Origin of the sequence: Aquimarina agarilytica ZC1 (assembly GCF_000255455.1) — a bacterium.
Lineage (GTDB): Bacteria > Bacteroidota > Bacteroidia > Flavobacteriales > Flavobacteriaceae > Aquimarina > Aquimarina agarilytica.
The window spans coordinates 31738-54208 of the sequence record NZ_JH621249.1 but is presented as its reverse complement, the minus strand read 5'-3'; the positions used below and the strand labels follow the sequence as shown (position 1 = coordinate 54208).

Genomic DNA, 22471 nt, shown 5'->3' with positions numbered 1-22471 from the left:
TTGTGAAATTAAGGGCTTGTGCAACGGTTACCCTTGTTAGCAATAGTACTTTTTACTTTAAAATAACTTTTCCATCTTTAATTATTGTTTTTTCTGATGTGAAGTTTTCAATATTATCAAACGGGCTTTCTCTCCAGATTATCAAGTTTGCTTTTTTTCCTTTTTTTAATGAACCAACCTCATTTTCAATTCCGATAGCATTGGCTCCATTTAAACTGGCTATTTTCATAACATCTGCCACTGGGAAACCATATTTGTACATTAGTATTAATTCAGAAATATTAGCTTTTCCTCCATTAGGCATATCAGAACCAAGTCTTATTTGGATTCCGGAATTGTGCATTTGTTTTACATATTTCATCATAATTTCAAAATTTTCAAGACATCGTTTTTTTTGTTTAATAGTTAGATTCTTGTCAGAAGGTTCAGAGAAATAAGTAGATTCAAATTGCTGATATAAATAATGAATTGTTGTGGAAAATGACACATTGTTTTCGGCAAGTAAATTGATAAAGCTATTCAATTCATTTTTTTTGTATTCATCTATATATCGAAATTGTTCTAATAAATATTCAAGTACTCTTGATTCGGAATCCATCTCTCCAAAATGTTCTGCAAATTGTTTATCAAGTTTATCCCAATCATTCTGATTAGTTAAAATATTGTTAGGTATAATTCCTAGGTGTTCATATTTTGTTAACCCTAATTTTAATGTCTCCTCAATTTTTAGGTGCTCTAATCCAAACCCTCCAATATGTCCATAAACATTCATATTTAAACTATCAGCTGTTTTATAAGCTATTTCAAATTCGGGATTATTTAGTCTGTAATATAATTTAATATGTCTGATTCCTAAATTATGGTATTCGATTACTTTATCTTTTGCTTTTTGTGAATTTTCTAAAACACAATGACCAATATATGGCTCTCTATTTTCTTTGGAAATCATTGCTCCTCCAGAAGTATAATGGTCAGTATATTGATAGTTTGGTTCTTTTTGCCAGCTAAGTATTGTATCTAACCAATTTTCTGGCTGACCTAACATTAGTGTTGTTGTTGTACCATAAGGTAAATATGCATCTGATAGCTTTTTACGAGCATTTTTATCTAATCTTTTAGGAGCTTTATCTCTATCTCCAAAAACATCTGTTGGATGAATATGGGTATCTATAAAACTTGGGGTAACTAAATTTCCTTTAGCATCTATATTTTGTGTGCTTTTATAGTTTTTAGAATTTGAAATAATGTTTTCAATTTTACCTTTATTAATTATTATAGATTTGTTTTCTAAAATACTTCCTGTTTCTACATTTAAAACATTAGCATTAGTAATTATTAAATCACAATCTATTGTTTGTTTACAGCTGAAAAAGATTGTTGTAAAAAAAATGAATACGATTAATCTATTCTTCATTTAGTTGGTTTTGTATTATTGCTAACAATTCAATATAAACTATTGTCTATATATCTTTTATATAAAATACTAATCTACTGTATTTTTAATGCTTTACAAATTATTGAATAATAATCACTAAAACCAAATTGAACAACTCTGTTTGTTATTGTAAGCAATAAAGACAATAAAGACAATAAATTTTAATACCTAAAAACCCAAAATTAGTATCATCAGCAATAGCGGTCTTTTAGTTTTTGTTCCACTCCTAAGCTTTTTGCAAATTGATAGCCTAGTTTTAAAAAAGGTTTTCCTAATTGATACAGTAATGTGTTTGATTGCGTATCGCCCCATTGTAGCAGCACCAATAAATGTAAGGGATTTTTTGGTACTTGTAATGAACTAAAAACTTTAGCATCATTTACCAATCCAAATTGAGCTTTTAAAAACCACTCAAAACTTTCTATTGGTGGCGTAATTATTACCTTAAATTTAATAACATCTGTTTTGCTTGGGTTATAAAATCTATGATTAATTGTAGGTCTAACTGCAAAATCTTCTGCTGGATTTAGTTGTATTTCTGTGCCATCAAAATGTAAGCCCAAAACTCCTTTTAAAGCATAAAAATGTTCTGTAAACTTGGTATGAAAATGAATAGGGTTACCTCCCTTTGGAGCCAAAGTAACTTCTATTTCTATACCTTCGTTTTCCCCACAATCCTTTGCACTCTTTACAATATGAATGCTTTCTTTGTTAATTGGATTATATAATTCCATTCAAAAATAATTGCTGTAAACTAAAAAAGACCACTCTTTAAAGTGGTCTCAAGTTATTCAATAAAGCTATCAATTATGATTCCTTTAAAAACACAATAGCTTCAATTTTTACATCTTCCCAAGTTTTACTTACTTTATCTGCTCCCGTATGTAATACTTCGCAAGCCTTGTGTATAGAGTTAAATGCCTTTTCAGCTCCAAAATCTAAAATATTTAAACTTCCTTCTAGCTTAACATGCCTGTCCGAAACTGTATGGGTTAAAGGAATCTCCTTAGTTACATTATTCATTTTCAAATTCAATACAATCTGCTCTCCTTTAGTTACAAAATTACCAGTTAGTAACTCCGTATTATCCATAAAACCAAAAAACAATTTCATCAATTTTCCATCACGGATAGCATTATCACTAAAAATACTACTAACAGGGATACTAAAATCAACACCATTAAATGCAGCTATTGGAGTTTGAGCCAATGGCGCATTAATTACGTTTATTAATTTAAATTTTCCTTTAACACCTTTCTTTTCTGTAAACTTATAACCAGTCCATTCCACAATTGAGCCTTGAGCAGAAACCTTATAGCCTTTAGGTGCTGCCACCTCTTTTTCTACAGCTTCTTTAGTTTCGGCTTTCTTTTTACAGGATACACTTGCTAATGTAGCTATTATTGTTAATGCAAATATGATCTTTTTCATAGGGTAACTATTTTGTATGTATATGTGTAAGTAAATATAAATATTATTACTAATAAATGTTTTAAACTAAGATCTGATTTTTATATAAAGTGACTTCCTTTCTAAGCTTAAAAATCAATAAAACTAGCAATTACTAATTTTTTGTAATCAATTAGAATACTAAATTCAAACACTTGCTAGTATTTGCTTTAGATTTTGATAATCTTACAAAAACAAAAAAGGAAGCTGATTGGCTTCCTTTTGTATATTAAATGGTAAAAATTAAGGCTTATGCTCAATTTTTTTTCCTTTATTTTTTATCATTTCAACAATAGCCCCTCCTATCCAATAAGGAACAAAAGATGCTAAAAAAATCATTAACCAGAACCCAATGGTCAATATGGTTAAAAAAGCTAAAAAACCTAAATATTGGTCAAATTCAAACATGATATAATTTATTTGCTACAAATATAAAAAATTGTTTTTAGTTGTTAATAAATGACCTTGTGATTTTTTAATATTATTCATTAAAGCATTAAAGCGTCTTTTTATTGACATATATCTCAAATATTTCAAAATAATTATTAATTACTCAATATTCCATTAAAAAACCAGTAATAAGCTAAAAGCCTACTAGTCTTTGACAATCTAATTATGCTTTATTAAATTTGTGCTCGTTTTTACACATTCAAAAAAACACCTATATCGGGTGTATTAACAAAATATCATGGAATACAGAATAGAAAAAGACACAATGGGAGAGGTTAAAGTACCTTCTGATAAATTGTGGGGTGCTCAAACACAACGTTCAATAAATAATTTTAAAATTGGACCTAGTGCTTCAATGCCTTTGGAAATTATATATGGATTTGCTTACTTAAAAAAAGCAGCAGCATATACTAATTGTGAACTTGGCGCACTTGCTATTGAAAAACGTGATCTAATTGCTCAAGCTTGTGATGAAATTTTACAAGGAAAACATGACGACCAATTCCCTTTAGTCATTTGGCAAACAGGTTCTGGTACGCAAAGTAACATGAATGTAAATGAAGTAGTGGCCAACCGAGCACACCAAATTGCTGGTCAAACTATAGGCGAAGGTGAAAAAACACTACAACCGAATGATGATGTTAACAAATCACAATCATCGAACGACACCTTCCCTACTGGAATGCATATTGCTATTTATAAAAAATTAGTTGAAGTAACTATTCCTGGTATACAAAAACTAAGAAATACACTTCATAAAAAATCTGAAGAGTTTAAAGATGTAGTTAAAATTGGTAGAACTCATTTTATGGATGCTACGCCTTTAACTATAGGACAAGAACTTTCGGGTTATGTATCCCAATTAGACCATGGACTTATGGCGCTAGAAAGTACTTTACCTCATATGGCCGAACTAGCTTTGGGGGGAACTGCAGTTGGAACAGGACTAAACACGCCTAAAGGATATGCTAAACGTGTTTCAGAATATATTGCTGAATTTACAAAACTTCCTTTTGTATCTGCTAAAAATAAATTTGAAGCACTTGCAGCCCATGATGCTTTAGTTGAAACACATGGCGCTTTAAAAACATTAGCAGTTTCTTTAAATAAAATAGGGAATGATATTCGTATGTTGGCTTCTGGACCACGAAGTGGCTTAGGGGAACTTATAATCCCTGCAAACGAACCTGGTAGCTCAATTATGCCTGGAAAAGTAAATCCAACACAGTGCGAAGCCTTAACCATGGTGTGTGCACAAATTTTAGGTAATGATGTAGCTGTAAATGTAGGTGGAATGCAAGGACATTTTGAACTTAATGTATTTAAGCCTGTAATGGCGGCTAACGTACTACAAAGTGCACAGCTTATTGGCGATGCTTGTGTATCTTTTAATGACAATTGTGCCACAGGTATTGAACCAAATCATGCGCGCATCACAGAATTGTTAAACAACTCCTTAATGCTAGTAACAGCTTTAAATACTAAAATAGGATACTACAAAGCCGCAGAAATTGCGAACACTGCCCACCAAAATGGAACAACTCTTAAAACTGAAGCAGTACGCTTAGGTTATGTAACTGAACAAGAATTTGATGAATGGGTTAAACCCGAAGATATGATTGGTGGTTTAAAATAAAACTAATCACATACAATTTTTAAGCGACATCATTAATTTGGTGTCGCTTTTTTTATAATCACTTTTTTACCCTCTACCTTAATACAAAAGAACTAATTAAATAAGCCTATCTCTTATTTTTTAATTTCGTACAAAGAAAAAACATCCATTTATTTCCTAATAATTTCAAATAACAAATGCTATAAATTCTGTAAATTCACACAGCACATATTTTAAACTATAGCTCTACATGCAAATCAACGATAAATCAAATTACAAAGCATACGCTGCTGCAGAAGACAGATACGAAACCATGCACTACAAACGTAGCGGCAAAAGCGGTGTACAACTTCCTGCCATTTCATTAGGCTTATGGCATAACTTTAGTCATTATAACCAATTAGCAAATGCCGAAGATATCCTCCGTACCGCATTTGATCATGGCATTACTCATTTTGATTTAGCAAATAATTATGGGCCTCCATATGGAAGTGCCGAAGAAAATTTTGGAACACTTTTTAAACGAAATTTTAACGCTTATCGCGATGAGTTATTTATAGCCACTAAAGCAGGTTATGATATGTGGCCCGGTCCATACGGCAATTGGGGTTCTCGTAAATATCTTATTTCTAGCTTAGATCAAAGTTTGAAACGTATGCAATTGGACTATGTTGATGTTTTTTATCATCACCGTCCAGACCCCGAAACACCTTTGGAGGAAACGGCTATTGCCTTGCATGATATTGTAAGACAAGGAAAGGCTTTATACATTGGTATCTCGAATTATGATGCCAAACGCACCAAAAAAATAACTAAATTATTAAAAGAGTTAAAGGTGCCTTTCATTATTCACCAAGCTAAATATTCTTTATTTGAGCGTAGTATTGAAAAAGAATTGTTACCCGAATTACAATCAAACAACTTAGGTTGTATCGCCTTTTCACCATTAGCTCAAGGAATGCTAACTAATAAATATTTAAATGGCATCCCTAAGGATTCTAGAGCTGCTAAGGATAAAACGTATTTACAAAAGGAAACTGTTGCTGCTAAACTTTCGCAAATACAACAATTGAATAGCATTGCCGAAAATAGAGATCAAAAACTTTCGCAAATGGCAATAGCTTGGATATTAAATCAAAAAGGGATTACATCGGTACTAGTAGGAGCTAGTTCATCAACCCAATTAAAAGAGAACCTACTTTCATTAGAAAAAACAACCTTTTCTTTAGATGAGCTTAATAAAATTAATGAAATAACACTTATTTAATAAATATAATTTGGTATTGATTTTTTTTAATACCATATATTAAAAAATCAACAATTCTTAAGCAATTAAATTGACAAATAACGAACATTAGTTATATTTAGGTATCTATTAAGTTTATATGAATAAAATAATACACGTTACTGCTGAATGTTATCCAATTGCTAAAGTTGGCGGCCTTGCAGACGTAGTTGGAGCACTTCCAAAATACCAAGAAAAATCGGGCATTACCTCGCAAGTTGTAATGCCTTTTTATGATAAAGATTTTACGAAATCGACTCATTTTAATTGTGTAATAAACGACCTTGTTTACTTGGGAGAAACTGCATTTGAATATGAAATTCTTGAAGTCCCTAAAAAACAACTTGGATTTAGCGTTTTTCTCATTAAAATTGAAAATTTAACTGATCGCGAAAATGTTTATGGTTACCATGACGATACCGAACGTTTTACCGCTTTTCAAAAAGTAGTTGCCGATTTTGTGTTACAAATGGAACTAAAACCCGATGTTATTCATTGTCATGACCATCATACGGGACTACTTCCTTTTTTTATGAGTTACGCTCACAAATACAATAGTTTAAAAACAATCCCAACTGTACTCACTATTCATAATGCGCAATATCAAGGATGGTTTAGCTTTGATAAATTACATTACTTTCCCGAATATGACCTTAAACATTCGGGAATCATAGAATGGGATCATCAAATTAACCCCTTAGCAACTGCCATTAAATCTGCATGGAAAGTAACTACTGTATCCCCAAGCTATTTAATTGAATTACAACAAAAAGCCAATGGACTAGAATGGTTACTATCACATGAAAATCAAAAATCAATCGGAATATTAAACGGTGTAGATCCCGATGTCTGGAACCCCAAAACAGACCCTTTATTGGAATCAAATTTTGGATTACAAAATGTAGCCAGTGGTCGCAAAGGAAATAAAGATTGGATTTGTAATAAATTTAATTTAGACCCAACACTTCCTTTGGTTGCTTTTATTGGTCGTTTTGTGTACGAAAAGGGATCCGATTTACTTCCTGAAGTGATTTCAACTGTTTTTGACCAACTTAAATTAAAAGTAAACATACTTGTACTTGGAAGTGGAGATATGGAAACTACCGAGCAATTAAAAAACATACAAAACCGATACAAAGGCAATTACAACCACCATATAGGTTATAATGAAAAATTGTCCCATATTATTTATGGCGGAGCAGATTTTCTGTTAATGCCTTCACGGGTGGAACCCTGTGGTTTAAACCAAATGTATGCGTTAGCCTACGGAATGATCCCTATTGTAAGTAAAGTAGGAGGCTTAATTGATACCATTATTGATGTTGATCAGGAGCATGGCTTTGGAATTACCATGAATACTATTTCTGTTCATGAAATTTGTTTTGGCATCCAACGAGCAGTTGATATCTATGCCAATAAACCATTTTACAACAAACTCCAAAAACTGATCATGAAAATTGACAATAGCTGGAACAGATCAGCCAAACAATATATTCACATGTACCACTCACTTAAAAACAATTAGTAAATAATGTTAAATAAAAAAGTACTCAGTATTATTCTTGGAGGAGGAAGAGGAACAAGGCTTGAACCCTTAACGAGTCATAGATCAAAACCCGCAGTACCCGTTGGAGGTAAATACCGCTTAGTAGATATTCCTATATCTAATTGTATACATAATGATTTAAAACGAATGTATGTATTGACTCAGTTTAATTCTGCTTCATTAAATTCTCATATAAAAAACACCTATCAATTTAGTAATTTTAGTGAAGCTTTTGTCGACATTTTAGCTGCCGAACAAACTCCCGATAATCAAACATGGTTTCAGGGTACAGCGGATGCGGTTAGGCAATGTCAACATCATTTTCATAGACATGAATATGAGTATGCGCTTATCCTTTCGGGTGATCAATTGTACCAAATGGATTTAACCGAAATGATTACTGCACATGAAAAAAGTGGTGCCGATATCACTATTGCCACACAACCTGTTTCGGCAAAGGAGGCTCCTTCATTTGGTATTCTTAAAACCGATGACCATAGTTTTATTCGAACTTTTACCGAAAAACCTGCTGCCGAAGCACTCCCTGGCTGGGAATCTGACGTATCCGATGATATGAAAGCCGTTGGTAGGACCTACTTAGCCTCCATGGGAATTTATATTTTTAACCGTAAGGTAATGGATGAAGTACTAAGTGATACCACCACTATTGATTTTGGGAAAGAAATAATACCTGATGCCATTACCAGTGGTAAAAAAGTATATGGATATCAATATGAAGGTTATTGGGAAGATATAGGTACCATAAAATCCTTTTTTGAAGCCAATTTAGCGCTTACAGATGATATTCCTAAATTTAATTTATTTGATAACAAAAATAATATCCTCACTAGGTCACGTATTTTACCACCAAGTAAAGTTAATGTGACTACATTGAGTAAAGCCTTAATAAGTGCTGGATGCATTCTTTCGGGCGATATTATTGAACGTTGTGTCATAGGTATCCGCTCCCGTATTGGGCGTAAAACCACCTTGAAAAACACCTATATGATGGGTAGCGATGATTACCAAACGCTGGAAGAAGTTGCTGAGTGCGAAAAAAATGGAACCCCCTATGTAGGTGTAGGTGAGCACTGTAACATTTCAAATGCAATTTTAGAAAAAAACTGTTGTATTGGTAATAACGTAACTATAAAAGGAGGTGATCACCTTGCAGATATAGTAACAGACACCTATGTGGTCAGAGATGGTATCGTTGTTATAAAAAACAAAGCAGTCATTTTGCCCAATACTAGTATAGGCTAACCTAATTTGATTAAACTAAAAAAACAATCTAACCTTAACGAGATTACTTAATGAGCCTTGTACAACCTTATTCTTTATTTACCGATTTTGATATTTCACTATTTAAAAATGGCTCTCATTATAACTTATTTGACAAATTTGGAGCACATACTGTAACAATCGATGGTGTTAAAGGCACTTATTTTTCTGTTTGGGCACCTACCGCAAAATCCGTATCAGTCATTGGCAATTTTAATTTTTGGCAGGGTAACCAACATGAATTATTAGTCCGATGGGACAGCTCTGGTATATGGGAAGGCTTTATCCCTAATGTAACTCACGGAGAATTATATAAATACCGCATTGAATCCCATAACAATGGTATTATTACCGAAAAGGCTGATCCTTATGGGAGGTTATGCGAAATCCCTCCAAAAACGGCTTCGGTTGTTCAAGATACTTCAACATATCAATGGAATGACACTGCTTGGATGTCTTATCGCAAGAATAAAAACAGTTTGGATAAACCTTTTTCTGTATATGAAGTCCATATTGAATCTTGGAAAAAAAAGGAGGGATATAAAAATTTAAGCTTTCGCGAATTAGCTACTGAATTGGTTAATTATGTAGCCGAAATGAATTTTACACATGTCGAATTCATGCCCATTATGGAATACCCTTATTCCCCATCATGGGGCTATCAACTTACAGGTTATTATGCTCCAAGTGCACGTTTTGGCACGCCAGATGACTTAAAATATTTAATCGATGAATTTCATAAAAATGATATAGGAGTAATAGTGGATTGGGTTCCCTCCCACTTTCCAGAAGACGCTCATGGACTCGGTTATTTTGACGGGTCAAATTTATATGAACATCCCGATCCTCGAAAAGGATACCACCAGGACTGGAAAAGCTTAATTTTTAATTACGGACGTAATGAAGTAAAGGCTTTTTTAATTAGTAACGCCGTTTTTTGGATGCAAGAATTCCATGTAGATGCTTTAAGAGTAGATGCCGTGGCATCCATGCTCTATTTGGACTATTCCCGTAAAGATGGTGAATGGGAACCAAATATATATGGCGGACGTGAAAACCTTGAAGCTATTCAATTCATTAAAGATTTTAATACCGAACTTTATACACGTTTTGAAGGCATACAAACCATAGCAGAAGAATCCACTGCATTTACTGGAGTAACCACTCCTACTCAATTAGGAGGACTTGGTTTTGGAATGAAGTGGATGATGGGTTGGATGCATGATACACTAGATTACTTTTCAAAAGATACCATTTACAGAAAACACCATCACAACGAAATCACCTTTAGCTTGGCTTATGCTTTTAGCGAAAATTTTATGCTTCCGCTCTCTCATGACGAAGTAGTGTATGGTAAAAAGTCATTAATTTACCGCATGCCCGGTGATGAATGGCAACGTTTTGCCAATTTAAGAACCCTGTACGGATATATGTTTACGCATCCAGGTACAAAATTACTTTTCCAAGGAGCGGAATTCGGACAAACAGAAGAGTGGAATTTTCAACAAAGTTTAGACTGGCATTTATTAGAATTTGACCCACACAAAAAAATGAAAGCTTTTGTTTCGGACATAAATAAATTATACAAAACCGAACCGGCTCTTTATGAAAAAGCATTTAGCCCCGAAGGTTTTGAATGGATAGAACTGAATGATGCTGAAAGCTCTGTACTAAGTTACATTAGAAAAGGCCATAACACTGAAAATGATTTAGTTATAGTCTGCAACTTAACACCTACAATTAGGAAAAAATATAAAATAGGTGTAAATTCTAGCAAGAATTTAAAAGAAATATTTAATTCAGATTTAAAAAAATATCATGGAAGTGGTATAAAAAATGACAATATTATAAAAGTAAGTAAGAAAGGCTGGCATTTTAAAAAATATGCGGCATTAATTACTTTACCTCCACTTTCTGTAGTAGTTTTTAAACACGAATAAGTACCTTTAGAGTATAAACTTGGTAAAACCATTTCTTATGATTTTAAATGAACACATAGAGCGTAAAGGAAATATGTATCCTTCCAAGGTGTTTAAGCACGAAAAGGACATTGATACATTTTTTTTTCATACTGAAAATGGGGTAATTCTTCAATTAACCGTTTTAAGAGATAGTGTAGTACGCTTTAGGTATACAACCACCAATACTTTTGAAGACGATTTTTCATATGCCATAGATAAGAAAGCTTTAAATGGTTATAATTCCTTAGGAATTGAAGAAACCGAAGATAGCTATATAATTACCACCGAAAAAATTGCCATTCATATTTTAAAGAGTAATTTAAAAGTTACTATTTATGATATTGAGGATGATTCTATCATTCTTCAGGATGAGCAAGGTTTTCATTGGGAAGAAAGTTATGAATTAGGAAGTGATATTGTCAAAATGAGTAAGATTTCGGCAGATGCCGAAAGTTTTTATGCATTAGGTGATAAACCACTACATTCCAACCTAAAAGGAAAACGTGTTGAAAATTGGGCTACTGATTCTTATGCTTTTGGTAGTAACACCGATCCCATTTATAAAGCTATTCCTTTTTACGTTGCCCTTCATCATAAAAAGGCATATGGAGTGTTTTTTGATAATACTTTCCGTAGCTATTTTGACTTCTGCCATGAGCGAAGAAATGTAACTAGCTTTTGGGCTCAGGGAGGTGAAATGAATTATTACTTCATTTATGGCCCAAAAATGGAAGATGTAGTTGTAAAATACACACAACTTACAGGTGTTCCCGAAATGCCCCCAATGTGGGCTTTAGGTTTTCACCAGTGTAAATGGAGCTATTATCCTGAAGCTAAAGTAAAAGAAATAACAGGAAAATTCCGAGAACTTAATATACCTTGTGATGCCATTTATCTAGATATTGATTATATGGATGGTTTCCGTTGTTTTACTTGGGATAAAGATAAATTTCCGGATCCTAAACGCATGGTAAAAGAACTGTCCGATGATGGTTTTAAAACAGTAGTGATTATTGATCCAGGGATAAAAATAGACTATAATTACGATGTATTTTTAGAAGGCTTAGAAAATGACTATTACTGTAAACGTGCCGATGGCCCATATATGAAAGGAAAAGTTTGGCCTGGGGAATGTTATTTCCCCGACTATACCCGCCCCGAAGTTAGAGAATGGTGGGCCACATTATTTAAAGGTTTAATTGAAGAAGTTGGTGTACGCGGTGTATGGAATGATATGAATGAACCTGCTGTTATGGATGTTCCTGGAAAATCATTTCCTAATGATGTACGTCATGATTATGATGGTCACCCATGCAGCCATAGAAAAGCCCATAACATTTATGGAATGCAAATGGCTAGAGCTACTTATCATGGTGTAAAACGTGCAGGCTACCCTACTCGACCTTTTGTAATTACACGTTCGGCTTATTCTGGTACACAACGTTATACGAGTACTTGGATGGGTGATAATGTAGCTACGTGGGAGCACTTAGTAATTGCTAACCGCCAAATACAGCGTATGTGCATGTCTGGATATTCATTTTCTGGAACGGATATCGGTGGTTTTGCAGAACAACCACAAGGAGAACTTTTTGCTCGTTGGATTCAACTAGGTATTTTTCATCCATTTTTTAGAGTGCACTCCAGTGGCGATCATGGCGAACAAGAACCTTGGTCTTTTGGCGATGAAATAACCAATATTACTCGTAAATTCATAGAAATTCGTTACACATTACTTCCCTACATTTATACGGCTTTTTACAATTACATTGAAGAAGGGGTTCCTATGCTTAAATCATTAGTGATTTATGACCAAGAAGATGTACAAACACATTACCGTACCGATGAATTCATTTTTGGAAATCAAATTTTAGTTTGTCCTATCAATGAACCAAACACTAAAGGTAGACGCATGTATATTCCTAAAGGTATTTGGTTTGATTTTTGGTCCAACACAGTTATTAAAGGAGGTAAAGAATATTGGGTGGATGCTGATTTAGATTCCATGCCTATTTTTGTAAAATCGGGAGCTATAATACCTAGGTATCCAATACAACAATTTGTTGGTGAAAAAAATATTGAAGAGCTTGTATTAGATTGTTACTATACAAAAGGCATTGAAAAATCATACGTGTATGAAGATGAAAATGACGGATATGGTTATAAAAAAGGTGTATTTAGTAAATGTGACTTTATTTATACTGGAAAAAATAAAGAGATTACCATTCAACAATTTAAAACAGGTAAATACAAAACAAGTTATCAATCCTTAAAAATACGTTTAATAGGAAGCCCTTTTAAAATCAAATCCATTGAATTAGACAACCAAGATTTTACTCCAGATATAAGCTATAATGATGGTATTGCAGAATTTGTAGTTCCTAAAGATTTTACGGAGCTGCATGTGCTTGGTTAATAAGCATAAATACTAATTTTAAGCAACTAAAAAGTGCCGTAAAACTAAATAGTTTACGGCACTTTTTATTAATACAACTATAGTAATTTAGTAAAAATCAACTACTCCAGAGCCAATATCATACATCCCTCCTATTATTTTTAAAGCCCCATCATCCTCTAATTCTTTCAATACTTGACTGTGCTTCCTAATAGCATTAAGTGTCATTTCTACATTTTTTTGGGCAACTTCATTTACAAAATCAATATTTTTCGAAGTACGTAATGCCTCATCTTTAGGACTGGAAACTGCTTCCACCGCAGGTTCTATTTTGTTAATTAAGGCTGTCAAATTACCTAAACGAACATGATCACAAGCTCCTTTAACTGCTCCACAAGCCGTATGCCCTAATACTACTAACACCTTTGTTCCTGCAAGTTTACAGGCAAATTCCATACTACCTAAAATATCTTCATTTACAAAATTACCTGCAATACGAATACTAAAAAGATCACCTATACCTTGGTCAAAAATAAGTTCCGCTGATACTCTGGAATCAATACAATGTAAAACAGTTGCAAATGGGTATTGACCCGATGCGGTTTCTGCTACCTGACTGTTCAAATCTCTCTTAAGCATTTTGCTTGTAACAAAACGCTTGTTACCTTCCTGCAATGCTATTAATGCACTTTCAGGTGTCATTAATGCTTGCGTTTGTTTTGTATGTGCTTTCATATCTCTTTTAACTTTCAATAATTAATTTTTGGAGTTATTCTTAAAAAAATCGACAAAACTTTCTGGATTTTCTATAACCCCTTCTTTTGAAATTAATTTAATATTGATTTCTCTATTTTTAGCTTTTTCGAGGAAATCCTCTAATACTTCAACAATATCATTATCAAGGTATCGTGTTTTTAGAATATCAATTTCCAATTGTGTGTTTTTCGGCAAAGCCTCTAACTCTCTCATAATAGCTCCTTTATTAAAGAAAGTTAACTCTTCTGCTAATTCCATTTTTACATTATGAAACTCATTATCAGTTTCTTTAATATGTAAAAAGTGAGAGTTTTGGTAACTTTTTATTAAAACTATTAAAATTCCAACAGCTAATCCAATACCTATTCCTAGTAACAAATCAGTTGCCACTATTAATACTACTGTAATTATAAATGGAAGCCATTGTTTCCATCCCAAAGAAAACATTTTTTTAAACTTTGATGGGTGGGCTAATTTATACCCCACTATTAAAAGTATAGCAGCAAGTACAGAATAAGGTATTAAATTTAATAAATTAGGTATCAGTAATATTGATGTTAATAATAAAAAGCCATGAACAATCGCTGAAAGTTTAGTTTGCCCTCCCGATTGTATATTTGCCGAACTTCGAACAATTACTTGAGTAATAGGTAAACCTCCTATTAAACCTGATAATACATTCCCCGTACCCTGCGCTAATAATTCTCTATTTGTTGGAGTAATTCGTTTTCTTGGATCAATTTTATCCGTTGCTTCAACACATAATAAGGTTTCTAAACTTGCTACCAATGCTATGGTAAAACCGGTAATCCACACCTCTGGTTTTGAAATAACATTAAAATTTGGAAAACTAAATTGTCCAATAAAAGAATCAAAACTATCCGGAACAGGTACTTCTACTAAATGGTTCTTGGCAATACCAATACTATCATTACCTTGTGTAATTACAACATATATTACTCCTATAACTACTGCAGCAAATGGGCCTTGAATAAGTGTGAAAATTTTAGACTTTTTTGCTAAAACACTATTCCAAAAAATAATTAATAATAAGGCAAAAACTCCTATCACTACTGGCCCCAAAGACGGATTACCTATTGAATTTAGTACTGGAGTAAAAAGTGATTCAAATTCTATTTTAAAAAAAGAAAATTGTCCACCTATATTTTTATCGTATCCAAAAAAGTAAGGAATTTCTTTTAAAATAATTATAATCCCAATTCCGACTAACATGCCTTTAATTACCGAGTTTGGAAAATAATAACCAATAACCCCCGCTTTTAAAATCCCAAAAACAATTTGAATCACTCCACCTAGTACTACTGCTACCAAAAAATTTTGATAGCCTCCTAAACTGGTAATAGCCGTGAGTACTATTGCCGCTAAACCGGCGGCTGGCCCACTAACACCTATTTGTGAACCACTTAAACTTCCTACTACTATACCTCCTATTATCCCTGCAATCATTCCTGCAAAAGGAGGTGCGCCACTAGCTAATGCAATTCCTAAACACAAAGGTAAAGCCACAAAAAACACCACTATACTAGCTGGCAAATCATTTTTAATATATTTAAACATAGATCTATTTTTATATTGTAAAACCAATAATAAATTAAATTTGTAATCATTTTTACTCACTAAAATAAATTTAATGAGTACTATCTAAGAACTCCTAATCTAATGCTTAAAGAAAGATCAAGGTACATAGATAAATCGACTTGAATGAGATGAGCATATTCAAGGAATGAATTATGAAATTGGTCTAGGTGGAGGAGAAATAACTTCACTATGGAAAAGTGAAGCTTTAACTAAATAATAATCTGTTATTTTCGATTGCAAATCAGCAATACATAAATTTTCTGTTGGCGACTTTTTGGTGAAAAATAAATCTTTAATTTCCAACTCCTTCTTTGCTTCTTTTTGATCTTCTTCTCCTAATTCAAACTCACTAAGTAAATTTATATTTTCTGTTAGCTCAAATAAATCTATTACTAATGGAGTTAATACTGCCATAGCAAGTAAAGCTGCTGTTATATATATAGTTAACTTTTTAAACATTAAGATCAAATCAATTATTAGTAAAATTAGCATTTGTTTAAAACAACAATGTTAAATATATACAAAAATATAACTTTGATCTATATTAATTATCAATTTAATTTATGTTTTAAATAATTTTATCCAGACGGTCCTTATTTTATTTATTCTACTCAAAACATGATAATTACATTATAAAAGCACACCTATCCAATTGTAATTTTATTCTTACCTATTATTTTATTTTTAATACGACTAGCTCTTTAATCGAATGATACTTTTTGGTTATCCTACTTATTGGAAATTATCATTTTTATCAAAATCGACGATGTAATAAAGTACCACCAATAGTTGTTATTAATACAGCTCAATATTTCACAAATTAAAGTATTATACGATTTACTTATAAGAATTTCGTATTACATACAACCAATCATTAAATTAAATGCTCTTTATGAAAATAACGACTATTCTTTTACTTTTTTTCAGCCTTTCAATAGTATCTTTTGCTCAAGAGGCTAACATATGGAAAAAATATATTTGGGAAATTAATAATTCCAATATCCCTGAACTACCCAATTATTCGTATGCGGGATATAAATTAGGAAATGAGTCGATTCCAGATCGAGAGGATTTAAACGTTTTTAATGTTATTGACTACGGAGCTATTGCCAATGATTCCAAATCGGACTTTAATGCTATAAAAGATGCTGTGGATGCCGCAGAAAAAAATAAAGGAGGGATCATTTTTTTTCCTCCTGGAGAATATTTGGTGAATACCCAAAGTGGCAATAATACCCCTATTATTGAAATTAATACGGGGAATATCATTTTTAGAGGTAGTGGATCGGTAAAGGGTGGTACCATTATAAATATGAAAAACCATATGTTTTTACCAAGCGGAAAAAATCCATGGGAAACTCCAGCCCTTTTTCAATTCAATGGAAATGGTACAGGTAAAAGAACTAAAATTGTAAAAGATGCAAAAAGGAACGATTTTAGTATTACTGTAAATAATGCAAGGGATTTTAAAAATGTAAAATTTGTTAGACTAAAAATGGAGGAAAACAAAGCTGTTAATAACACCTATCTTGATAATAAAAAACCTCGAAATATTTGGAATAAAATAAATGATGAGGGAATTAGTTTACAAGAATTTCATGAAATTGATAGCGTTAATGAATCCAATAATACACTAACGTTTAAAGATCCTATTATTGATGATATAAATTTTAGTAATGATTGGGAAGTCCGCGCTGTAACACTATTAGAAAATTGTGGTTTTGAAGACATTCATTTCAAAGGAAACTTTAACAAAGAGTTTAAACATCATAAAAACTATATACATGATGAAGGTTGGAAATTTATTTCTATGTCCGATATAGCACATTCATGGGTACGTAGGTGTCGATTTAGTGATGTTAACAAATGTATTAGTATGGAAAGTGCTTATGCTTCTTCAATTACTTCTATTTTAGTTGATGGAAATAGAGGTCATGGCATAAGTGTTGTGAATAACGGTTCAACACGTGTGTTACAAGGTCTAATTTGGGATAATACCAATAAAGGAATGTGGCATGGTACTGATATGTCTTCACGTGCTTGTGGATCAGTTGTATGGCGAGTAAACGCTCCTAATGGCAGGGGGTGGGATTTGCATGCGGCGCAACCAAGAACAAACCTTATTGACAACTATATTAGCTATGATCTTTCAGGAGTTGGTGGTCATTATTCTAATAATCCTAATCACCTAAAAGGATTAACTATTTGGAATCAAAAGCGTGTGGGTAAAACTGAAACTAATATTAATCTTTGGAATGATTGTGGTAAAAATTACTGTGGAACCACTATTGTGAATCCAATTATTGTTGGTATGCATGGTAGTGCAACTACTTTTAAAAATTCAACTATAAAATACGAAGAAGGTAATGGTAAAAAAATGCAACCAGAATCCTTATATGAAGCCCAATTAAATCATCGCTTAGGACAAATACCAGCATGGCTAACCTCAACTATTAATGAATATAACACATTAGTCACAGACTGGTATTCGGACAATCCCGTAACAATAGCTCCAACCGAAAATGAAGTTTTAAGTGTTTCATTTCTATTTCCTAATTTAAAAAATCAAAAAAAAGAACCTAGCTTAGTAGCTGGAGCATCTTTACAAATTGAAGCTGTAACTTCCAAAAACATAAAAAGTGTTGATTTATACATAAATGATATTTTAATAAGGACTGAAAAATTCGTTCCATTTGAATGGGGACATAAAGATGATTTAGATCCTGAATTAAAGGAATTGACTGAAGGAACTTACAATTTAAAACTTATTGCTACCAACAATGACAATTCTATTACCGAAGCAACAACTGTACTCACTGTATCCAATAATACATTAAGTACTATTGATTTTAAATCTAATAATGTTACAGCAGTAATTTACCCAAACCCTATTACTTCAAATTATGTAACTATTGATCTTAGTAAAGAAAAAATTAACGCCAACACAATACAAATTGAATTATATAGCATAAAAGGAAAATTAATGCAACAGACTTCACATGCAACTACTAATCAAATAAAGTATTATATCCCTAATTCTATTTCAAATGCTGTATACTTTATGGTATTAAAAGCCAATAAGAGCCATAAAACCAAACAAGTAATTGTAAATAGATAGTCTAACTTATTTTCAACAAATTCGATATAATTATATTTCATATAAAATACCGATCATAGCTATATAAAAGTGGTATAATTTTTTTTAACTTGTTTGCTCCCCTTTCGGTAGAAGGTTAACATTATATTAAAATAAAATAGCATGTTTTTAATTATAAAATTTTGGTTATTATATGTATTAAATGTTGGATTATTGTCTAAAATTACCACTCCACAATACACTAATGCTACTTATCTTCAACAGGATGAAACTTTAAGTAAAAGTATCCAAAATGGGGAACTAATTTATGGTAAATATTGTGCTCGTTGTCATAAAACAAATGGTGAGGGATCTAAAAATTATCCTCCATTAGCAAATTCCGATTGGTTACTCACTACCAAACTTCCAAAAAGTATCCATGCCGTAAAGTACGGCTTAAAAGGCAACATTATAGTTAATGGAAAAAACTATAAACGAACTATGCCTAAATCAAAATTAAAAGACCAAGAAATTGCCGATGTAATGAATTATATAATGAATAATTGGGGCAATAAACAAACATCTATGATTACTAAAAAAGTCGTTACAGAAATAAAACAATAACCTCTTCTAAAAACAAAAGCATCCCTTACGAGATGCTTAGCTATTAGTTATAGCATAAAATTATCAACAATTAAAAACAATTTTACTATAATAAATAAGAGTAAACCTTTTTTGTCAACTCTTTTAAAGAAATAAACTCACAAAAATTTAAATTATCATATCCAAAAAAATACATCAAGATACTATTAAGTTTTATAGAAAATATTTCATAACCCCTATCCAAATATAATTTTAAACCAAGGTTTATTGTTTTCGATTTTTAAAAAAAGTAAATTTATTTTTTTTAAAAATCGAAAACACAAGTCCCCTAAAAATTACTATGCAACAACAAAAGCTTCTCAGTCTTATTTCTAATTTACTTCCCGAAGAAAACTCTCTTGCAGAACAGATTGCTTCTGTTCTTGATATAAGTTATGGAGCCGCCTATCGTAGAATTAATAATAAATCCAAAATTTCAATTGATGAAGCAATTACGCTTGCAAAACATTTTAATCTATCCATCGATTCATTATTTGGAACTGGTGACGAGAATGTGATCCCTATCAGAAAAATGCAAATTCTTAAGGGAACAGCTGATTTTGAAAAGTACTTTACTAATTCAACGGAACTACTAACACCACTACTAAATATAAAAAATTCCGAAATTATTTATAGCGCCAAAGATTTACCTATTTTTTATACCTCCGAAGGCAATATGTTGACTCGATTCAAACTTTTTGTATGGTTACAAATTTTAGATCCAAGCTTTAAGTTAACTCAATTTTCAAATTTTGCTTTGCCAAGTTCATTAAAAAAGTCTTATCAAAAATTTGGACTTCTTTATGACAACCTAAATACTGTTGAAATATGGGATATCACCACTATAAATAGTACTTTAAAACAACTTCATTATTATTTTGAATCTGGTATTATAACTTCTGAAGAAACAAGTATCCTATGTGACGACCTAAAAAAATTGATTCATAGAATTTATGCTAAATCTGTACCTAACAGTAATTTTAAATTATACTATAATGAATTATTACTTATGAGCAATAATGTTTTGATAAAAACACCCCTCCAAAATTCATTATTTGTTCCATTTACCGTGCTTAACTATTTTAACACAAATGATACTAAAACATGCGAACAAGTTTCCGATTTTATAGCAGAACAATTAAAGCAATCTAAATTAATAAATACATCGGGTGAAAAAGAAAAAAACATCTTTTTCAATAAAATATTTTCAAAAATTGACGAGTTAAAAAGTCATGTTAACGGGAAACTCATTCTTGATTTTTAGGCTATTTCATATTTTTTTACAACAAAAAACGATCATTCTCAAAAAAGAATGATCGTTTTTTGTTTAGTAAACCCGGATTCTACAATAGAAAATCTATTCCGTATCCAAGTTAAAGTATGGTATAGAAATCTTAAATAAGATAAACTTCTTGTTTGTAAGTATCTCAATTTAGGAAAGTGCCTGATTTATATCGGCTATAATATCATCAATATGCTCAATACCCACAGATAGTCTTACCATGCCTGGTGTAACACCACTTTTTAATTGCTCCTCCGCAGATAATTGATCGTGAGTAGTTGATGCCGGATGAATGGCTAATGTTTTGGAATCTCCCACATTTGCTAGATGAGAAATTAGACCTAGTTTATTTATAAAACTTTTTCCCGCTGCAACTCCTCCTTTTATTTCAAAAGTAATCACTCCTCCGGCTCCATTTGCTAAATACTTTTTAGCTAAATCGTAGTATGGACTCGATTTTAAGCCTGGATAATTTACTTTTTCAATATTCGCATGTCCTTCTAAATGCTCAGCAATAGTTTGCGCATTACTCAATGTACGTTCCATACGTAGGGATAAAGTTTCTACTCCTTGTAATAACATAAAAGCATTCATTGGACTCAAACATGGTCCAAAATCTCTAAGTCCCTCTACTCTAGTTTTTATAGCAAAAGCTACATTGGGTAAGCCCAAAGGATTTCCTTCACCAAATACTTCCCAAAAATTTAAACCATGATAACCTTCACTTGGTTCCGAGAACTGAGTAAACTTACCGTTACCCCAATTAAAATTACCTCCATCTACAATAATTCCTCCTATGGATGTTCCATGACCACCAATCCATTTAGTCGCTGATTCAGTTACAATATTTGCGCCATGTTTTAAGGGTTGAAAAACATACCCTCCAGCTCCAAAAGTATTATCAACAATTAAAGGAATATTATGCTTTTTAGCCACTGCTGCTACTTTTTCAAAATCTAGAATACTCAATTCTGGGTTTCCAATAGTTTCAATATAAATAGCCTTAGTTTTAGTATCAATTTGAGCCTCAAAATCAGCAGGCTGATTTCCTTCAGAAAAACGCGCTTCAATCCCTAATTTTTTAAACTGAACTTTAAACTGATTAAATGTACCTCCATATAAAAAAGCAGACGAAACAAAGTTTTCACCCGATTCCAAAATACTTGTAATTGCCAAAAATTGAGCAGACATTCCAGAGGCAGTTGCCACTGCCATAGTTCCCCCCTCTAAGGCTGCAATTCGTTTTTCAAATACATCGGTGGTAGGATTCATTATACGTGTATAAATGTTTCCAAACTCTTTTAAACCAAACAAGTTAGCAGCATGTGCTGCATCATTAAAAACGTATGAAGTTGTTTGATAAATAGGTACTGCTCTTGAGTTTGTAGCCGAATCAACTTCCTGACCTGCATGAAGTTGTAATGTTTCAAATTTTAAATTGCTCATTTTATTTTTATTTTCAATAAAAATAAAAAACATAATCAACAAAAAATGGTAAGATCATTACAATCTATTGTAATATGAGTAAAAATTAGCCTCTAAATAAAAATAACTCATCCTTCATCCCTTCAATTTCGGAGCGCTCATTATCAACTATATACTGAATTGCTTTTGAAGTAAATGTGTGTCCTTTATCTGTAAGACCTATTACTCCTTTTTTAATAAAAATCATGTTATTTTTTGATGCTAAATCCAACAC

Annotated in this window: 17 protein-coding genes and 1 pseudogene; 9 read left to right on the top strand and 9 right to left on the bottom strand. The window is 32.1% G+C overall.

The window, feature by feature from the left end; all coding sequences use genetic code 11:
• Positions 1 to 52 precede the first annotated feature (52 nt).
• From KQA_RS0203125 to KQA_RS20460, 4 genes are all read right to left on the bottom strand, one after another.
• Positions 53 to 1414, bottom strand: a complete 1362-nt coding sequence (locus KQA_RS0203125; RefSeq protein ID WP_010177997.1) for an amidohydrolase family protein — start codon at positions 1412 to 1414, stop codon at positions 53 to 55.
• A 212-nt stretch (positions 1415 to 1626) separates the two neighbouring features.
• A complete protein-coding gene (locus KQA_RS0203120) occupies positions 1627 to 2169 on the bottom strand; it encodes a cupin domain-containing protein (protein WP_010177995.1) in 543 nt (180 codons plus the stop codon).
• Positions 2170 to 2242: 73 nt separating this feature from the next.
• Positions 2243 to 2866, bottom strand: coding sequence for a YceI family protein (locus tag KQA_RS0203115; protein ID WP_010177994.1), 624 nt, complete (start codon positions 2864 to 2866; stop codon positions 2243 to 2245).
• Between the two features lie 261 nt (positions 2867 to 3127).
• Positions 3128 to 3292 (bottom strand): hypothetical protein, encoded by a 165-nt coding sequence (locus KQA_RS20460; protein WP_010177992.1) that lies wholly within the window; start codon positions 3290 to 3292, stop codon positions 3128 to 3130.
• Positions 3293 to 3572: 280 nt separating this feature from the next.
• On the opposite strand from KQA_RS20460, the gene fumC reads away from it, so the two are divergent.
• From fumC to KQA_RS0203080, 6 genes are all read left to right on the top strand, one after another.
• Positions 3573 to 4970 carry a class II fumarate hydratase gene (gene fumC, locus KQA_RS0203105; RefSeq protein WP_010177991.1) on the top strand — a complete coding sequence of 466 codons (1398 nt, stop codon included), beginning with the start codon at positions 3573 to 3575 and terminating at the stop codon, positions 4968 to 4970.
• Between the two features lie 229 nt (positions 4971 to 5199).
• On the top strand, positions 5200 to 6216 hold the full coding sequence (locus KQA_RS0203100; protein WP_010177990.1) for an aldo/keto reductase: 1017 nt from the start codon (positions 5200 to 5202) through the stop codon (positions 6214 to 6216).
• A 118-nt stretch (positions 6217 to 6334) separates the two neighbouring features.
• A complete protein-coding gene (locus KQA_RS0203095) occupies positions 6335 to 7759 on the top strand; it encodes a glycogen synthase (protein WP_010177987.1) in 1425 nt (474 codons plus the stop codon).
• A gap of 6 nt (positions 7760 to 7765) precedes the next feature.
• Positions 7766 to 9043, top strand: coding sequence for a glucose-1-phosphate adenylyltransferase (locus tag KQA_RS0203090; RefSeq protein WP_010177986.1), 1278 nt, complete (start codon positions 7766 to 7768; stop codon positions 9041 to 9043).
• A 50-nt stretch (positions 9044 to 9093) separates the two neighbouring features.
• Positions 9094 to 11001, top strand: coding sequence for a 1,4-alpha-glucan branching protein GlgB (glgB, locus tag KQA_RS0203085; protein WP_010177984.1), 1908 nt, complete (start codon positions 9094 to 9096; stop codon positions 10999 to 11001).
• A 37-nt stretch (positions 11002 to 11038) separates the two neighbouring features.
• Positions 11039 to 13438 carry a glycoside hydrolase family 31 protein gene (locus tag KQA_RS0203080; protein WP_010177982.1) on the top strand — a complete coding sequence of 800 codons (2400 nt, stop codon included), beginning with the start codon at positions 11039 to 11041 and terminating at the stop codon, positions 13436 to 13438.
• An 87-nt stretch (positions 13439 to 13525) separates the two neighbouring features.
• Here the strand turns inward: KQA_RS0203080 and KQA_RS0203075 are convergent, their stop codons facing one another.
• From KQA_RS0203075 to KQA_RS0203065, 3 genes are all read right to left on the bottom strand, one after another.
• Complete coding sequence (locus KQA_RS0203075; protein WP_010177980.1) at positions 13526 to 14152, bottom strand: carbonic anhydrase family protein; 627 nt, start codon at positions 14150 to 14152, stop codon at positions 13526 to 13528.
• Positions 14153 to 14173: 21 nt separating this feature from the next.
• Positions 14174 to 15751, bottom strand: coding sequence for a SulP family inorganic anion transporter (locus KQA_RS0203070; protein WP_010177978.1), 1578 nt, complete (start codon positions 15749 to 15751; stop codon positions 14174 to 14176).
• A gap of 171 nt (positions 15752 to 15922) precedes the next feature.
• Positions 15923 to 16264 (bottom strand): hypothetical protein, encoded by a 342-nt coding sequence (locus tag KQA_RS0203065; protein ID WP_157366574.1) that lies wholly within the window; start codon positions 16262 to 16264, stop codon positions 15923 to 15925.
• A gap of 400 nt (positions 16265 to 16664) precedes the next feature.
• Between KQA_RS0203065 and KQA_RS0203060 the strand changes: the two genes are divergently transcribed.
• From KQA_RS0203060 to KQA_RS0203050, 3 genes are all read left to right on the top strand, one after another.
• On the top strand, positions 16665 to 18890 hold the full coding sequence (locus KQA_RS0203060; protein ID WP_010177974.1) for a DUF4955 domain-containing protein: 2226 nt from the start codon (positions 16665 to 16667) through the stop codon (positions 18888 to 18890).
• Between the two features lie 141 nt (positions 18891 to 19031).
• Complete coding sequence (locus KQA_RS0203055; protein WP_010177972.1) at positions 19032 to 19472, top strand: c-type cytochrome; 441 nt, start codon at positions 19032 to 19034, stop codon at positions 19470 to 19472.
• A 319-nt stretch (positions 19473 to 19791) separates the two neighbouring features.
• On the top strand, positions 19792 to 20754 hold the full coding sequence (locus KQA_RS0203050) for a helix-turn-helix domain-containing protein (protein ID WP_010177970.1): 963 nt from the start codon (positions 19792 to 19794) through the stop codon (positions 20752 to 20754).
• A 168-nt stretch (positions 20755 to 20922) separates the two neighbouring features.
• On the opposite strand, the gene KQA_RS0203045 is transcribed toward KQA_RS0203050, so the two are convergent.
• Positions 20923 to 22218, bottom strand: a complete 1296-nt coding sequence (locus KQA_RS0203045; protein WP_010177968.1) for an O-acetylhomoserine aminocarboxypropyltransferase/cysteine synthase family protein — start codon at positions 22216 to 22218, stop codon at positions 20923 to 20925.
• An 85-nt stretch (positions 22219 to 22303) separates the two neighbouring features.
• Positions 22304 to 22471 (bottom strand): annotated as a pseudogene (locus KQA_RS20650) (metal ABC transporter permease); the annotation flags it as partial.

What these genes read in the sequence shown, in the direction of transcription:
- KQA_RS0203125 (WP_010177997.1), bottom strand. Translation starts at nt 1,414, where the DNA reads ATGAAGAATAGATTAATCGTATTCATTTTTTTTACAACAATCTTTTTC.
- KQA_RS0203120 (WP_010177995.1), bottom strand. Translation starts at nt 2,169, where the DNA reads ATGGAATTATATAATCCAATTAACAAAGAAAGCATTCATATTGTAAAG.
- KQA_RS0203115 (WP_010177994.1), bottom strand. Translation starts at nt 2,866, where the DNA reads ATGAAAAAGATCATATTTGCATTAACAATAATAGCTACATTAGCAAGT.
- KQA_RS20460 (WP_010177992.1), bottom strand. Translation starts at nt 3,292, where the DNA reads ATGTTTGAATTTGACCAATATTTAGGTTTTTTAGCTTTTTTAACCATA.
- fumC (WP_010177991.1), top strand. Translation starts at nt 3,573, where the DNA reads ATGGAATACAGAATAGAAAAAGACACAATGGGAGAGGTTAAAGTACCT.
- KQA_RS0203100 (WP_010177990.1), top strand. Translation starts at nt 5,200, where the DNA reads ATGCAAATCAACGATAAATCAAATTACAAAGCATACGCTGCTGCAGAA.
- KQA_RS0203095 (WP_010177987.1), top strand. Translation starts at nt 6,335, where the DNA reads ATGAATAAAATAATACACGTTACTGCTGAATGTTATCCAATTGCTAAA.
- KQA_RS0203090 (WP_010177986.1), top strand. Translation starts at nt 7,766, where the DNA reads ATGTTAAATAAAAAAGTACTCAGTATTATTCTTGGAGGAGGAAGAGGA.
- glgB (WP_010177984.1), top strand. Translation starts at nt 9,094, where the DNA reads ATGAGCCTTGTACAACCTTATTCTTTATTTACCGATTTTGATATTTCA.
- KQA_RS0203080 (WP_010177982.1), top strand. Translation starts at nt 11,039, where the DNA reads ATGATTTTAAATGAACACATAGAGCGTAAAGGAAATATGTATCCTTCC.
- KQA_RS0203075 (WP_010177980.1), bottom strand. Translation starts at nt 14,152, where the DNA reads ATGAAAGCACATACAAAACAAACGCAAGCATTAATGACACCTGAAAGT.
- KQA_RS0203070 (WP_010177978.1), bottom strand. Translation starts at nt 15,751, where the DNA reads ATGTTTAAATATATTAAAAATGATTTGCCAGCTAGTATAGTGGTGTTT.
- KQA_RS0203065 (WP_157366574.1), bottom strand. Translation starts at nt 16,264, where the DNA reads ATGCTAATTTTACTAATAATTGATTTGATCTTAATGTTTAAAAAGTTA.
- KQA_RS0203060 (WP_010177974.1), top strand. Translation starts at nt 16,665, where the DNA reads ATGAAAATAACGACTATTCTTTTACTTTTTTTCAGCCTTTCAATAGTA.
- KQA_RS0203055 (WP_010177972.1), top strand. Translation starts at nt 19,032, where the DNA reads ATGTTTTTAATTATAAAATTTTGGTTATTATATGTATTAAATGTTGGA.
- KQA_RS0203050 (WP_010177970.1), top strand. Translation starts at nt 19,792, where the DNA reads ATGCAACAACAAAAGCTTCTCAGTCTTATTTCTAATTTACTTCCCGAA.
- KQA_RS0203045 (WP_010177968.1), bottom strand. Translation starts at nt 22,218, where the DNA reads ATGAGCAATTTAAAATTTGAAACATTACAACTTCATGCAGGTCAGGAA.